The sequence below is a fragment of the Qipengyuania sp. Mu-71 genome (assembly GCF_036867055.1).
Classification (GTDB): Bacteria; Pseudomonadota; Alphaproteobacteria; order Sphingomonadales; family Sphingomonadaceae; genus Qipengyuania; species Qipengyuania profunda.
Genome location: NZ_JBAJHR010000001.1, coordinates 304,606 through 318,608, shown reverse-complemented (window position 1 = coordinate 318,608; position 14,003 = coordinate 304,606). Strand labels below are relative to the sequence as shown.

At 60.7% G+C, this 14,003-nt stretch carries 13 protein-coding genes; 10 read left to right on the top strand and 3 right to left on the bottom strand.

The window, feature by feature from the left end; genetic code table 11:
- From V6B15_RS01590 to V6B15_RS01565, 6 genes are all read left to right on the top strand, one after another.
- Window positions 1-1,242: an efflux RND transporter periplasmic adaptor subunit gene (locus V6B15_RS01590; protein WP_063511682.1), complete on the top strand. Its 1,242-nt coding sequence runs from the start codon at window positions 1-3 to the stop codon at window positions 1,240-1,242.
- A gap of 13 nt (window positions 1,243-1,255) precedes the next feature.
- Entirely contained in the window at window positions 1,256-4,417 is a 3,162-nt protein-coding gene (locus V6B15_RS01585; RefSeq protein ID WP_063505031.1) for an efflux RND transporter permease subunit, read from the top strand.
- 65 nt (window positions 4,418-4,482) lie between these two features.
- Window positions 4,483-5,205 (top strand): HupE/UreJ family protein, encoded by a 723-nt coding sequence (locus V6B15_RS01580; RefSeq protein ID WP_063510669.1) that lies wholly within the window; start codon window positions 4,483-4,485, stop codon window positions 5,203-5,205.
- Window positions 5,206-5,230: 25 nt separating this feature from the next.
- Window positions 5,231-5,833, top strand: coding sequence for a hypothetical protein (locus V6B15_RS01575; protein WP_063505029.1), 603 nt, complete (start codon window positions 5,231-5,233; stop codon window positions 5,831-5,833).
- Window positions 5,830-6,303: a YqaA family protein gene (locus V6B15_RS01570; protein WP_232508386.1), complete on the top strand. Its 474-nt coding sequence runs from the start codon at window positions 5,830-5,832 to the stop codon at window positions 6,301-6,303. The genes V6B15_RS01575 and V6B15_RS01570 overlap by 4 nt, the downstream gene beginning before the upstream one ends.
- 18 nt (window positions 6,304-6,321) lie before the next feature.
- On the top strand, window positions 6,322-7,656 hold the full coding sequence (locus V6B15_RS01565) for an MFS transporter (protein WP_063505028.1): 1,335 nt from the start codon (window positions 6,322-6,324) through the stop codon (window positions 7,654-7,656).
- A gap of 12 nt (window positions 7,657-7,668) precedes the next feature.
- On the opposite strand, the gene V6B15_RS01560 is transcribed toward V6B15_RS01565, so the two are convergent.
- Window positions 7,669-7,944 carry an ArsR/SmtB family transcription factor gene (locus V6B15_RS01560; protein WP_063505027.1) on the bottom strand — a complete coding sequence of 92 codons (276 nt, stop codon included), beginning with the start codon at window positions 7,942-7,944 and terminating at the stop codon, window positions 7,669-7,671.
- A gap of 138 nt (window positions 7,945-8,082) precedes the next feature.
- Between V6B15_RS01560 and V6B15_RS01555 the strand changes: the two genes are divergently transcribed.
- The 4 genes from V6B15_RS01555 to V6B15_RS01540 are packed head-to-tail and all read left to right on the top strand — an operon-like array spanning window position 8,083 to window position 10,956.
- Window positions 8,083-8,460 (top strand): hypothetical protein, encoded by a 378-nt coding sequence (locus tag V6B15_RS01555; RefSeq protein ID WP_173829922.1) that lies wholly within the window; start codon window positions 8,083-8,085, stop codon window positions 8,458-8,460.
- Complete coding sequence (locus tag V6B15_RS01550) at window positions 8,453-9,325, top strand: 3'-5' exonuclease (RefSeq protein ID WP_232508385.1); 873 nt, start codon at window positions 8,453-8,455, stop codon at window positions 9,323-9,325. The genes V6B15_RS01555 and V6B15_RS01550 overlap by 8 nt, the downstream gene beginning before the upstream one ends.
- A 36-nt stretch (window positions 9,326-9,361) precedes the next feature.
- A complete protein-coding gene (locus V6B15_RS01545) occupies window positions 9,362-10,096 on the top strand; it encodes a hypothetical protein (protein ID WP_063511317.1) in 735 nt (244 codons plus the stop codon).
- Window positions 10,096-10,956: a hypothetical protein gene (locus tag V6B15_RS01540; protein WP_063511318.1), complete on the top strand. Its 861-nt coding sequence runs from the start codon at window positions 10,096-10,098 to the stop codon at window positions 10,954-10,956. The genes V6B15_RS01545 and V6B15_RS01540 overlap by 1 nt, the downstream gene beginning before the upstream one ends.
- A gap of 300 nt (window positions 10,957-11,256) precedes the next feature.
- Here V6B15_RS01540 and V6B15_RS01535 read toward each other — a convergent pair whose 3' ends face one another.
- Window positions 11,257-13,113, bottom strand: a complete 1,857-nt coding sequence (locus tag V6B15_RS01535) for a KGGVGR-motif variant AAA ATPase (protein ID WP_082835728.1) — start codon at window positions 13,111-13,113, stop codon at window positions 11,257-11,259.
- Window positions 13,113-13,790, bottom strand: a complete 678-nt coding sequence (locus tag V6B15_RS01530; RefSeq protein ID WP_063511320.1) for a hypothetical protein — start codon at window positions 13,788-13,790, stop codon at window positions 13,113-13,115. Before V6B15_RS01530 ends, V6B15_RS01535 begins: the two co-directional genes overlap by 1 nt.
- Window positions 13,791-14,003 lie beyond the last annotated feature (213 nt).

Below are 14,003 nucleotides of genomic sequence, written 5' to 3'. Positions count from 1 at the left end.
ATGCGCAAGACGCATTTCTTCCTTGCTGCCTTGTGCGCAGTGACACTTAGCGCCTGCGGGCAATCTGACGGCAATCCGGAGTCCACCGAGGAACAGGCCGCGGCGGAAGGGGATTACGAGCGCGGGCCCCATAACGGCCGGATGCTCCGGGATGGCGATTTCGCCATCGAAGTCACGGTATTCGAGGACGGCGTGCCTCCGGAGTATCGTCTCTACGCCTACCGTGATGACGAACCGGTCGATCCCAAGACGGTCCGCGCGCGGGTTATGATCACCCGTTTGGACGGGGAGAAGACGACCTTCGAGTTCGAACCGGAACAGGATTACCTGCGTGGCCAGGGTGTTCTCATCGAACCGCACAGCTTCGATGTGGTTGTGGTGGCCAACGAAGGCGACACTTCCCATCGGTGGGCGTTCGAGTCCTATGAAGGCCGTGTCCAGATTGCTGACGAGGCAGCACGCGCGGCCGGGATTCGAACCGAAACGGTCGGGCCGCAGCAGATCGGTGAAACTATCGAGATCATCGGCCGTGTCGAGCTCGATCCTTCGGGGAGTGCCGAAGTAGGCGCCAAGTTCCCCGGCCCCGTGGTCTCACTGCACGCCAATCTCGGCGATCGCGTTTCGCGAGGTGCGTTGCTTGCGCGGGTGGAGAGCAGCTCGTCGCTGCAGACTTACTCGATATATGCGCCGATCTCGGGGGTTATCACCCAGCGGGACTCCAATGTCGGCGACATTGCCGGCAGCGACCCGATTTTCGTCATCTCCGACCCATCGCGCACTGTCGCCACGTTCCCGATCTTTCCACGAGACATCGAGCGGGTGCGTCCCGGACAGGCGGTTCAGATACGAGGCCTGGAAGGCCAACGTGCACAGGGTTCCCGCATCCGGGATTTCCTGCCGTTGGCGGAAGTCAGCAGCCAGGCGGTCACCGCCCGGGCGTCGCTGCCGAACAGGGACGGTTTCTGGCGTCCTGGAATGGCCGTCAGAGGCTTGGTCTCGGTCGATCAGCGGCGGGTTCCTCTCGCCGTTCGGACGGATGCCATTCAGCAGTTCCGCGATTTTCGGGTCGTTTTCGCCAAGATCGGCGAGACCTACGAGGTTCGGATGCTCGAGCTTGGCCAGGAAGGTCCTGAGTGGACCGAGGTCCTCGGCGGCATCGAGGCGGGCACCGTCTACGCATCCGAGAACAGCTACGTGATCAAGGCCGACATCGAGAAGTCGGGCGCGAGCCACGATCACTGAGGAGCGCGATTCCATGTTAGAGAAGATAGTCGAGCTGTCGATCAGACAGCGTTTCGCAGTGCTTGCGGCGGTATTGATTTGCGCCGCCGTGGGCATCTACAGTTTCGGCCGGCTCAAGATTGACGCCGTGCCGGACATCACCAATGTCCAGGTGCAGATCAACACGTCCGCGCCGGGATTCTCTCCGCTCGAAGCCGAGCAACGCATCACTTATCCGGTAGAAACCGCGATCGCGGGGCTTCCGGGCCTTTCATACACGCGATCTGTTTCTCGTTACGGACTCAGCCAGGTCACGGTCGTCTTCGAGGACGGGACGGATATCTATTTCGCCCGGCAGTTGGTCAACGAACGGCTTCAAGGGGTCCGCTCGACCCTGCCGGAAGCGGTTGAGCCTGAGCTCGGCCCCATCGCGACCGGCCTTGGCGAGATCTTCATGTATACGGTGGAGGCCGAGCGAGGTGCGATCAAGCCCGATGGGTCGCCCTATACCGCGCAGGACCTGCGGACGCTTCACGATTGGGTCGTCAGGCCACAACTGCGAACGGTTCCGGGCGTGACCGAGGTCAACTCGATCGGCGGCTACCGCAAGGAATACGTCGTTGCGCCTCTTCCGGAAAGGCTGGCCGGTTTCGGCCTGACCGTGGAGGATGTGATCGATGCCCTCGAGAACAACAACGCCAACGTGGGCGCTGGCTATGTCGAGAGGTCCGGATCTCAATACCTGATCCGCGTTCCCGGGCAGGCCGAGGGCGAACGCGACCTGTCCGGAATCATCGTCGACTATCGTGACGGCGTTCCCATTCGGATCGCTGATGTGGCGGACGTCGAGATCGGATCCGAGATCCGCAATGGCGCAGCCACGAAGGATGGCCGCGAGGTCGTCCTCGGCACGATATACATGCTGGTCGGTGAGAATGCCCGTGATGTCAGCGTTGCGGTGGCCGAACGCTTGGAGGAAGTGAACCGTTCGCTCCCTGGCGGCGTGGTGGCCAACACCGTATACGACCGCTCCGAACTGGTCGAGGCGACCGTGTCCACGGTCGAGAAGAACCTCGCCGAAGGTGCGCTGCTGGTGATCGTCGTTCTGTTCGTCCTCCTGGGCAACTTCCGGGCCGCACTCATCACCGCTGCCGTTATACCGCTATCTTTCCTCCTGATGATCACGGGGATGGTCGAGAACAACGTTTCCGGCAATCTCATGAGCCTTGGCGCCTTGGACTTCGGTCTGATCGTCGATGGGGCGGTCATCATAGTGGAGAACTGCCTGCGGCGCTTTGGTGAGGCCCAGCATTCTCTCGGAAGACTGCTGAATCGCGATGAGCGGTTCAAACTGGCGGCCCGCGCATCGGCGGAGGTGATCAAGCCGAGCCTCTTCGGCATCCTGATCATCACCATCGTCTACGTCCCGATCTTCGCTCTGGAAGGGGTCGAGGGTAAGACGTTCCACCCGATGGCCATCACGGTCGTGATGGCGCTCACAGCCGCCATGGTCCTCTCCCTGACCTTCGTCCCAGCCGCAGTCGCGACTTTCGTGACGGGCAAGGTCGAGGAGAAGGAGACGCGGGTCATGAGGGCTGCGAAGTCGGGCTATCAGCCCATGCTCGATTTCGCCTTGCGTTCACGCAAGGTGGTGCTCGCTGGAGCGGTTGCCTTGGTGGTCCTTGCCGGGTTCGGCGCCAGCCGGATGGGTTCGGAGTTCATCCCGAACCTGGATGAGGGAGACATCGCGCTGCACGCGCTACGTATCCCCGGGACGAGCCTCAGCCAGGCCGTCGCCATGCAGACCGCGTTGGAGAACCGGATCCGCACCTTCCCGGAGGTCGATCAGGTATTTGCGAAGATCGGCACGGCGGATGTCGCGACCGATCCCGTGCCGCCATCGGTGGCGGACACCTTCGTCATCATGAAGCCTAGGGAGGACTGGCCCGACCCCAGGAAGCCCAAGGAGCAGCTCGTCGCTGAGATGAACGAGGCGGTCCAGCAGGTGCCGGGCTCGCGCTACGAGTTCCTCCAGCCGATCCAGATGCGCTTCAACGAACTGATCGCAGGCGTTCGTTCCGATGTCGCGATCAAGGTCTTCGGAGACGATCTCGACCAGCTCGCCGCCGTGGCGGCTGAAGTCGAGGGAGTGGTCTCTTCGATCGAGGGATCTCAGGATGCCCAGACCGAGCAGGTGACAGGGTTGCCGTTTATTCAGGTGCTCCCTGATCGTGTGCGTCTGACCCAGCTCGGTTTGAACGTCGATGATGTCCAAACTGTCGTATCGACCGCGATCGGCGGCGCGGAGGCTGGTCAGATCTTCGAAGGCGACAGGCGTTTCGATATCGTCGTCAGGTTACCCGAGGAGATGCGCCAGGATCGGCAGGTTCTCGAACGTCTTCCCATCGCTCTCCCAGGAGGTGGATCGGTCCCGTTGACGGAAGTCGCGACGATCGAGAACGTTCAGGGCCCAAATCAGATCAGTCGCGAATCCGGTAAGCGTCGAGCTGTCGTCACCAGCAACGTGCGGGGCAGAGACCTCGGGTCCTTCATCGCCGAGGCTCAGCAACGGATCGACGCTGAAGTCGATCTGCCCGAGGGCTATTGGATCGACTACGGCGGAACCTTCGAACAGCTGGAGTCGGCCAGTGCTCGGCTGCAGGTCGTCGTCCCGATTGCCCTGCTGCTGATCTTCGGCCTGCTGGTCGCTCTGTTCCGCTCGGTGAAGGACGCTCTGGTTGTCTTCTCGGGAGTGCCGCTGGCCCTGACCGGAGGTGTCGCTGCGCTCATGCTGAGAGGGATTCCGTTCTCGATCTCGGCAGGCGTCGGCTTCATCGCCTTGTCGGGCATTGCAGTGCTGAATGGCGTGGTGATGCTGACCTTCATTCGCCAACTAATGGATGAGGGTAGGCCGCTCGACATTGCAATCAAGGAGGGCGCCATGGCCCGGCTGAGGCCTGTCCTCATGACGGCCTTGGTCGCCAGTCTCGGGTTCGTCCCGATGGCCCTGAATGTCGGACTCGGTTCGGAGGTGCAGCGGCCGCTCGCGACGGTGGTGATCGGCGGCATCGTATCGGCGACGGCCCTGACGTTGCTCGTCCTGCCTGCCCTTTACCGGGCGGTCCGTGGCGACCGAGCGGAGGTGTCAACCGCCGACGACACCGAAACACCCCCCAGTATTCAAACTGCAGGCTGAAGACGGTCGGGCCGTCCGCGTGGAGCGATCCCGCAGGCGGTCCTCCCCTGCAATCGGAGAAATAGATGATGCAACTGACGAAGAAACTTCCGGCTCAGACACTGACGCGCCTGTTCGCGCTGTCGGCTGTTCTGCTGATATTCCTCGCTTCCGGAGCCGAGGCCTGGGCCCACAATGTCGCAGAAGGCGACAAGGGCTATATCCAGGAAAGCAGCGGCACGCTGATCCTGCCCTTCATCTACCTGGGCGCCAAGCACATGGTGACCGGCTACGATCACCTTCTTTTCCTCTTCGGTGTAATCTTCTTCCTCTACAGGCTGAAGGACGTCGGAATCTATGTGACGCTTTTCGCGATCGGCCATTCCACCACTCTGTTGTTCGGCGTCCTGACCGGTATTTCTGCCAACGCCTATCTCATCGATGCCATCATCGGCCTGTCCGTGGTCTACAAGGCGATGGACAACCTTGGAGCCTTCCAGCGCTGGTTCGGTTTCCAACCCAGCACCAAGGCGGCGACCCTCGTCTTCGGGTTCTTCCATGGCTTCGGTCTGGCCACGAAGATCATCGAGTTCGATATCGCGGAAGACGGTCTCGTTCCCAATCTTCTCGCATTCAACGTGGGAGTGGAGATCGGGCAGCTTCTCGCACTCGGCATGATCCTTATCCTGATGGGATTCTGGCGCCGGACGGGAAGCTTCATGAGCCACGCCTTCGCAGCCAACACCGTTCTCATGGCCGCCGGCTTCATGCTCGTCGGTTACCAGCTCGTCGGCTTTGCCGTCGCCTGAATTCTTGCATTCTGGAGTATAAGATATGTTCAATTCCCAACGTCCCTCGTCCAATGATCTACCGACCACCCGGCAGTTGCTGAAGGCCACGGGTATCGCTGTCGTCGCGGCGGGCACGCTTCTCGTGACTGTGGTGCTCCCGTCTGAATACGCGATCGATCCGACCGGAGTAGGTCGAGTCCTCGGCTTTGCTGAAATGGGCGAGATCAAGCAGCAGCTTGCTGCGGAAGCGGCGGCCGATGAGCAGAACGCTGCGGTCGCAGAGGTCCGCTCGATAGCCGTTGCGCCGGACTCCGAAGGAGAGGCGGAGGGTCGTCAGGATATCACCGAGTTGACACTTGCTCCTGGCGAGGGGGCAGAAGTCAAGGCAGTAATGTCCGATGGCGCTTCTCTGCGGTATGAATGGTCTGTCGCAGGTGGACACGTCAACTACGACACGCACGCCGACGCACCGGGCGTTTCCTACCACGGCTATGATAAGGGTCGGGAGTCGACAGGTGAGTCCGGGACGCTTGTCGCCGCGTTCGATGGCAGCCATGGTTGGTTCTGGCGTAATCGATCGGGGGGAACGGTCACCGTCACTCTTAGGACGGAAGGCGCCTATGCCGAGATCAAGCGCGTCGTGTGATCATCCCGAACTGGGTCGCGACGGGCCTTGACCTGGCTTGGCTTGGATACGGAGGACTGTTCGCGGCCGCATTCGTCGCCGCGACGGTCCTTCCGGCCCAGTCGGAGGTCGTGTTGGCCACCATGCTGATGTCCGGACGCTATGAACCCTTTGTGCTTCTCCTGACCGCGACCTCGGGTAACGTCTTGGGTTCGGTGCTCAATTGGTATTTGGGGCGCAATCTCGCGCGGTTCAGGAACGCAGCGTGGTTCCCGTTTTCCTCTGCATCTATGGACAAGGCGGGAGCGCGCTTCTCTCGATACGGCCATTGGATTCTGCTTTTTTCCTGGGTTCCCGTGATCGGCGATCCCCTGACATTGGTCGCCGGAGTCTTGCAGGTCCGTTTTCTCATCTTCGTGGTCATCGTGATTGTCGCCAAGTTCATGAGATATGCTGTTCTCGCGGCATCGATTCTGGGTTGGGCGCTGTAGGCCCGTGGAGAATTCGAAATGTTGAGTGTTCTGACCAATAGAACCTATCGGCACCTGCTCGCGGCGCAGGTCATCGCGCTGGTGGGGACGGGCCTCGCGACGGTTGCGTTGGGTCTTCTGGCCTACGAGATTGCCGGAACGGATGCGGGCGCGGTGCTCGGCACGGCGCTGGCGATCAAGATGGTCGCTTACATCGGGATCGCACCGGTCGTCGGTGCCTATGCCGATCGCTTGCCGCGTAAGACCCTATTGGTAGCGATGGATGTGGTCCGCGCTGTCGTCGCGATGGCGCTGCCTTTTGTCGATGCGGTATGGCAGATCTACCTGCTGATCTTCTTGCTTCAGTCGGCCTCGGCGGCATTCACACCGACCTTCCAGGCGACCATCCCGGACATCCTCCCGGACGAGGAGGAATATACAACTGCGCTGTCGCTCTCGCGTCTCGCCTACGATCTGGAAAGCCTGCTCAGCCCGATCCTCGCCGCCGCTCTGCTGACGGTGATCAACTTCCATTGGCTGTTCGCGGGCACCTCGGTCGGCTTCGTGATTTCCGCCATGCTCGTCGTCACCTCCGCTCTGCCGCATCGCGAGGCAGCGAAGAAGATTGTCGAGAGCGTTTGGCGCAAGACCACGCGTGGCGCGCGGATTTACCTCAGGACACCGCGTTTGGTCGGACTATTGGCAGTGACGCTGGCAGCTGCGGCTGGGAGCGCCATGGTGATCGTGAACACCGTGGTCATCGTGAAAGGCATGGGCCGCTCACAAGAGGACGTCGCACTCGCGCTCGCAGCCTATGGAGGAGGGTCGATGCTGGCAGCGCTGATCCTTCCTCGGGTTCTGCGCTCGATCTCCGACCGCTCGGTGATGATCGCAGGTGCGTTCTTGCTAACCGCCACGCTGTCGGTCTTCGCGATGATGACGCTGGGAACCGCCGGGTTGATCGCCTGGCCGTTCCTCCTAGGCGGCTGGTTGGTCTTGGGCGTGACGTATTCGCTCAGTGTAACGCCTGGCGGCAGGCTGTTGCGTCGCTCTTCGAACGAAGGGGACAGGCCGGCGCTGTTCGCGGCGCAATTCGCCCTCAGCCATGTTTGCTGGCTTCTCGCTTATCCGGTGGCTGGGCAGATCGGCGCGAACTCGGGGATGGGCGTTGCTTTCTTGGCGCTGGCAGCGATTGCGGCGATCGGCACAATCTCGGCGTTGTGGCGCTGGCCCGAGCTTGATCCCGAAGAAATCGCTCATGAACACCCTGAACTTCCGTCCGATCATCCGCATTTGTCGCGGCAGTTTCCGGGTGAGCATAGGCATGCTTTTGTGATCGACGAGTTGCACGGACGTTGGCCCGGCCGCCCTTGAGGAGGATGCCAGCTATTTGGCAGCTTCGGACAGGAAAGTCGCGAGCCGCTCCACGGCCCCTCGTTCGGCTCGGTAGGTGACTGAGCGCCCTTCCTTTGTCGAAGAGACGAGGCCTGCGTTTCGCAATACCGACAGGTGCACCGAAGTGTTGTTGGGCATGGTGTCCGTCTGCTCGGCAACCTCGCTGGACGTGATGCCGTTCGCCGCTCGCGCTATGGCCAGGAATATCTCCAGCCGGGTTGGCTGGGCCAAGGCACTGAGTTTCGCGACGGCATCCATCTTTTCCATTCTCCTGCAGATAGCGTCAGCGATCCCTACCGACAAGTTAATTCAATACTTCATTACCTATTGAAGTATTTTCTGTTCATGCTATGTGCCGTCTCACGAGGCGCTGGTAGGTCCGGCGCGGAACGTGGGAGCGGTGCGATGAGCGATACCGCAGAATTCGAAATCGACCCTCATTTCGAGCAGGCCCCAGTGGATTGGGCGCTCGATCCTCTCGAGGACGGGAGTGGAGGCATGTTGGCTGTTCACCGTGTCGCGCTCGTCCGGATCGCATGCGTGGCTGCAGAGACCGGGGCGCGAATGCAGCGGGACGGCTTGGCGGAGGATCCGGTCGGCTGGATGGTCTCGCCGCTCGAGCTCTTCGAAGGCCGCGCGCCGATCGAAGCCTGCATGGAGCGCAGCGCCTGCTCGAAGGCGATCCTCCTTCACGGCTTGGGTCTCGGCCTCGACGCCGATCCGGCAGTCATCGATCGATTGCTCTTCGATCATTCGGCATCCTTGGGGACCGGACGTGGCTGAACCGGCGCAGTCCGACATCCGGCAGCTCCGCCGTGTCGATCTTCATGTAGGCGAAACAGGCTTCGGGGATCCGGACGATCCCCAACGTGTCGCGGCCGTTCTGGATGTGGAGACCACCGGGCTCGACCCTGAAAGCGACAGGGTCATCGAACTGGCGGTGCGACGCTTCAGGTATGATCCCGGCGGACATATCACCGAGATCGGCCGAGCGTGGTGCTGGCGCGAGGATCCCGGCGTCCCGCTGCCCGAAGATGTGATCCGGATCACCGGCATCACGGATCAGGACCTCATTGGACGGCGGATCGACGACCGGGTCGCGACCGATATCATTTCGTCCGCCGATGTCGTCATCGCCCACAACGCCGCGTTCGATCGTCCCATGGTGGAGAAGCGCCTTACTGACCTGCCGATCAAGCAGTGGGCTTGCTCCTGCGTGGAGATCGACTGGGCCGCCGCTGGCTTTGAAGGCAGGTCGCTCGGCTGGCTCTGCGCGCAGGCAGGTTGGTTCTATGATGCGCACCGAGCGCAGGGGGATGTCGACGCGCTCATCCAGCTCCTGCGCCATGAGCGGACCGATGGACGGCCGCTGCTCTACGAGCTCGATGGCAGCTCTTCGTGCGAAAGCTTCGTTATCGAAGCGGTCGGCTCGGCCTTCTCGACCAAGGATGCTCTGCGGATGCGCGGCTACCGCTGGGATCCGAAGGCACAGGTCTGGTGGCGTGAGGTCATGGAGTTCCGCCTTCTCGAGGAACAGGCGTGGTTGGCCAGCGAAGTCTACGCGAGCGGAAAGGGAGCACGAGCCCTCGGCCCCCGGCTCACGCGGCGAGACGCATATAGCCGCTATCGACTCGATGGTGCGGATTGATCGATGCCCAGAAAAACCAGCTCAGGAGGACCGAACATGGCAAGGAAGCTGACCCAGCGGAAGACTGCCGGCAAGCACGTCACGAAAGCGACGCTGCCGGACGGCCTGTTGAACGCCGCACCGGTTCCCTACCAGGTGGCGGACACCAGCATCACGGCCCTGCAGGTGTATCACAATCCCGATCGCCGACCGTCGGGCGACGGTCCCTGGAACAACGAGGCGGACAAGGTCTCCTGGGTCGACAACGAGACCGGCCTCGGCTGCATCATGCTTCGCCAGAAGAACGGGACGATCTCTGGCTATGTGGGGGTGAGCCCCGAGCACCCGCTCTTCGGCTTCGAAGCGGACGCCGTGCCGGTCGGCGTCTCTAACACGGTGCACGGCGGCGTGACCTACGGCAAGGCTTGCGAGGTAAACCGGTTCGAACGGCGAGCCCACGGCAAGCCGCGTCAGGAACGCTACACGGTTTGCCACACGACTTGGGTCAGAACGGTGCAGGACTATCGCACGGTGCAGACCACCGAGGATGAGTTCCACGAGGATCTGTGGTGGCTGGGTTTCGACACCGATCATCCGGGCGACTTCGTTCCGGGCGGTCGATACGGTGAAGGTCGCAAGGGAGACGTCTATCGCGATCAATCCTTCGTCTACGCGAACTGCATCGAACTGGCGCGCAAGTTGAAGTCGATGATCGAGAAGGGTTCGAACAGGGATAATCCGATACGCGAGCCGCTCGGCCTTCCGGCCCCCTCCGAACGCCACGGTGAGTGATGGTCAGCTCGTTTCGCCCTTTCGGTGCCAGTAAGGAACGCTACGGCGATGATCGGCATCCCGATTTACCTTGGGGATACTGGCTGGTTTCGAGCGGATCGGTGCCGGGAGAACCGCCGTTGGTCGATGAGGACGGCCGGGAATGGGGATCGGTCCGCGAGGCATTCTGGATGGATCGCCTTGGGCTGCCTTCCATCTATACCGGGTGGATGAACGGCATCATGGAATTCATGGCGAGCTACCTCGCTATTGCCGACGGTCGCTTCGTCGCGCCGGAAGAGCGGGTCCGGGACATCTTCCTCGGCGATGGACACCTCGACCAGTTCTTCAGGGCCTATCTGCTGGCTGCCGGGCTGGTGAACGACACGGAGGGCCGACCGACGCCTGAAGGGCGCTCTGTGTTGCTGATGCTGATTGCTACGCGCACGCGTGAGGATGCTGCGGAGGCTGTAGGTCTCGACTGGATCTTGGCGAACCGGACGGCCGCGGGTCATGTCGAACGCATCGCTGCTGCCGAGCAGATTGAAAGGCGGGAGCGCGTCGCCGCGCGCATGGCGCATCGCTTCACTACCGATACGATCGGTGGTGATCCGGCCGTGAAACTGATCGGCCTGCGGATCACGAAAGAAATCCCGGTCCGAAGCACCCTGTGGACTATGACCTGGCCTGATGGCGACCGTCTCGCGCGTGACCGGTTCTATCTCTGGCTCCTCGAACGCATCGATCGCTGGGATGCGTGGAGCGAGTTGGTCACCCGAGGCGGCGCCCGTGCGTTGACCGAGCACTTCATGAAGCTCGCCTTTTGCGATCGATTCGCCGTCGCGGAATTCGATGGCTCAGATGAGCTTCGAAGCAATTAAAGCCGGCGCGGCGCCCCGATTCGATCGCCATTCCGGGTTTAAGAGCCCATTCGATTTGAGAGGCTTATGACCGAAATTCATAGACGGATCATCGCGGTATGCTTCAAGGCACAAAAAACCCGGCGATCACTCGCCGGGCCTTGTGACCTTAGGGTCGATTGCAGATCAGATGTCTGTTCCGGAATCATGAACCATTTTGGTGTCTCCTACAGGCTCTTAGTAGCATCACTAGCTTAAGCGATGGTGAACATTTTCGTTCCTTGTTTGCCGCCCTATCCCACTCTCATAGCTCTTGCAACGCTATATAGCCCCCTTCCGGACTTCGTCGAGAAAAGGTGGCTTCAGGGCTGCTCCGGCAATTATTTGCGCACGCATCTCCTCGACATCCGCACGGAACTCTTCGGCTTCCTTGCGCAGGAAGGTCCAGCAACTGAAGTTCAGTTGGCCCTGGACGACTCGCTCGACGGCGCTTTCAAGCTCATCAAGGGCAAGATCGGTCTGGCCTACAACAGCATATGCCAAGGCGGTGCACTGATGCACATTGGGATCACCGACCTCCATACGAGGCAGGGCGTCGGCGAGATCCGCGAACATATGCTTGGGCAGCTCGTCGGTCTTGCCCCAATAAGCGATCGCACGATTGAATTCGACGGCTTCTGCAGCCTCGAGCTCCCTGTTGTCTGTAATGGCGAGAGCCTCTTCGAACCGACCCGAGCCGATCAACGCCAACACGGCCGTCATGATTAGATCTTCGGCCTGGTCGGGCTTTATATCGAGTTCACTCAACGGCTCAATCAATGTGTCGGCCACGAGATCGAGGTGCTGTCGGCCCTGCATCAGCAATGGCACGAGCTCCATCTTGGCCCTTATCTTCACGCCTTCCCGTTGGAAGAGGTCGAGCGCGACTTGCACGGGATCCTTTGCAGCACTTCGGAGCATCCTGACTGCGGGCCGGAATTCGAAAGTGCTTCCCTGTGGCGAGGTCAGCACATCCTTCAGATCGCTGAGTGCTTCGGTTCTCTTGTCGAGATGCATCCGCACGGCCGCCCGAAGGGTCTGTGCCACAACGATTTCGTATCCAGCGGCGATCGCATCAGTAAGACTGGATTCCTGGCTCTCGTAGTCCTTTGCTTCCGAGAAGACATCGGAAGCGAGAAATGCCAACCGACCGTCTTCGGAATGTGTGGCTGCGATTTCGCTCGCAAGGCTCTTCACCTCGGTCGCGGTCTTAGGCTTTTTGTCTTTCCGAGCATTCTTGTAGACATCGGGCAGTCGTTTGAGAGTGAACTCGGCTCCCTGCCTGTCAGTGATGTTCTGACCGATGATCGCCGACATCAGATAGCGGTATTCACTGGACAGTCGCGAATTCTCCCTCGCCTCGACGATTAGTGGAAGGTCGAGCAGGTTGAGGTTGACCCAATGGCTGATCGTCACCACCGGCGGCTCCAATCGGTCTTTCTGGCCGTAATCAAGGACTTTCGCGGCCTGATCCAGAGCAGCTTCTAGAATGTGGTTTTCATCGAAGAGATCGGGAATGTTGGACGGGCAAAAGATCAGTTCAATCTCGCGACCGCTCCGCTTGCGTTCTGTTCGGATCAGATCGACGATCGGCACGAGACCGTCTGTATTTTGTCGGGTCGGCATGAATAGGATCGCGACAGCATCAGGAAGCTGTCTCGTGCAGATACCACCGATATCCGTGTTCCCGGTCCGGCTATCGATCAGAACGTAGTCGAAGCCCTGATCTTCGAACTCTTCCCACTGCACCTTCATGTCGTCGAGCAATTCTGCGCCGTTGCGTTCTGCGTATAGGTAACCCCAGTCGATCCTGGCGAATTGTTCAGCATACTCGGGACGAGTGTTGTCACCCGCTGGAAGCACCCAGATGTCGCGCCCGTTGCTTAGCCGACACGGGACGATGTAGTCGGCAACTTCGGGAACCTCGTTGGTGTCGAGGTAATGGCAGACGTAATCGACGATGCCGGGCTTTCCTGCAGCCGCGGTCAATGATCCATAGCTGGGAACGCCCGGAGCCTCGAGATCGAAGTCGACCACGAGCACCCGGCGCCCGATTTCGGCGAGCAGAGCCGCGACGTTGGCAAGCGCCATCGTTCGACCGACACCGCCCTTATAGGAATAGAATGTAGTAACGAACATCAGTGCATTGTCATTTCTGGCCGGAGGACGAACGGCTTGTGCGGCTGCGAGGCTTCGCGGAATTTCGGCTTGCGCGTCGGCCCCGGCGGTTGTTGCGCCTTATCGCGGGCGTAATCCTCGTATCGAGTGAATGGCCTTGTCGAGACTTCGATCATCGTCGTCTTCCTCTCGTCCATTCTTGCAGTCTGAACAACGAGGGACGCGGAACTTCCTTGGAGGTCATCATTCAACCTTTGAATGCACTCAGCTTGTTCGATAGCCTCACGCGTGAGCTTGCCGCGGTCGGCGAACCAACGCGCGACTTCTTCCCAGGACCAGAGCGGCCGCGAGCTCGTTATGCCCGCGACTGGGAGGGGGAAGTTGTCCCCCCTTCCTCCAGTAGTATAGAGCGAAACGGCCTGCCGCGTGATGCCGGCACGCTCCGCGATGTCGCTGCTGCTTACAAGGGGATCAGGCTCGATCCGCAGGATTTTCGCGCCGGCGCTTCGGATGTCTTCACAGGCACTTCTAGCCGCATTCTCGAAGTTCTCTGCTTCCCGATCGAAGAACAGGATGAAGACACCTCGTTGAAGCGAAACGGTGGCATCATCGCAACCGGCTTCGTAGAAAGCGTATTCCCATTCATCCGTGTCGAGCGGCAGCCCGGTCGCAGCGATGGTGAATTCGAAGCTTTTCATGTCTTTTCCTTTCGAGTGGTGGTCACACACTCACAGATCCTCAACGCTCTGCGCAGGTTCTTCGCGTGGTTCTGCCCCCCGGTCCGGGGTGTGCAATAAACCGAGATGCAACATCCGCCCCTGCGGTTCGCCGGACACTTTGCCCGTCCCCAGATGTGCGCTCGTGCACCGCTCTTTTCGACACTCCATCCGGCACTTTCGAAATCTCGCAAT

Excerpts from the sequence above, each read along its gene's own strand:
- V6B15_RS01590 (WP_063511682.1), top strand. The coding sequence starts at position 1 with ATGCGCAAGACGCATTTCTTCCTTGCTGCCTTGTGCGCAGTGACACTT.
- V6B15_RS01585 (WP_063505031.1), top strand. The coding sequence starts at position 1,256 with ATGTTAGAGAAGATAGTCGAGCTGTCGATCAGACAGCGTTTCGCAGTG.
- V6B15_RS01580 (WP_063510669.1), top strand. The coding sequence starts at position 4,483 with ATGATGCAACTGACGAAGAAACTTCCGGCTCAGACACTGACGCGCCTG.
- V6B15_RS01575 (WP_063505029.1), top strand. The coding sequence starts at position 5,231 with ATGTTCAATTCCCAACGTCCCTCGTCCAATGATCTACCGACCACCCGG.
- V6B15_RS01565 (WP_063505028.1), top strand. The coding sequence starts at position 6,322 with ATGTTGAGTGTTCTGACCAATAGAACCTATCGGCACCTGCTCGCGGCG.
- V6B15_RS01560 (WP_063505027.1), bottom strand. The coding sequence starts at position 7,944 with ATGGAAAAGATGGATGCCGTCGCGAAACTCAGTGCCTTGGCCCAGCCA.
- V6B15_RS01555 (WP_173829922.1), top strand. The coding sequence starts at position 8,083 with ATGAGCGATACCGCAGAATTCGAAATCGACCCTCATTTCGAGCAGGCC.
- V6B15_RS01545 (WP_063511317.1), top strand. The coding sequence starts at position 9,362 with ATGGCAAGGAAGCTGACCCAGCGGAAGACTGCCGGCAAGCACGTCACG.
- V6B15_RS01540 (WP_063511318.1), top strand. The coding sequence starts at position 10,096 with ATGGTCAGCTCGTTTCGCCCTTTCGGTGCCAGTAAGGAACGCTACGGC.
- V6B15_RS01535 (WP_082835728.1), bottom strand. The coding sequence starts at position 13,113 with ATGTTCGTTACTACATTCTATTCCTATAAGGGCGGTGTCGGTCGAACG.
- V6B15_RS01530 (WP_063511320.1), bottom strand. The coding sequence starts at position 13,790 with ATGAAAAGCTTCGAATTCACCATCGCTGCGACCGGGCTGCCGCTCGAC.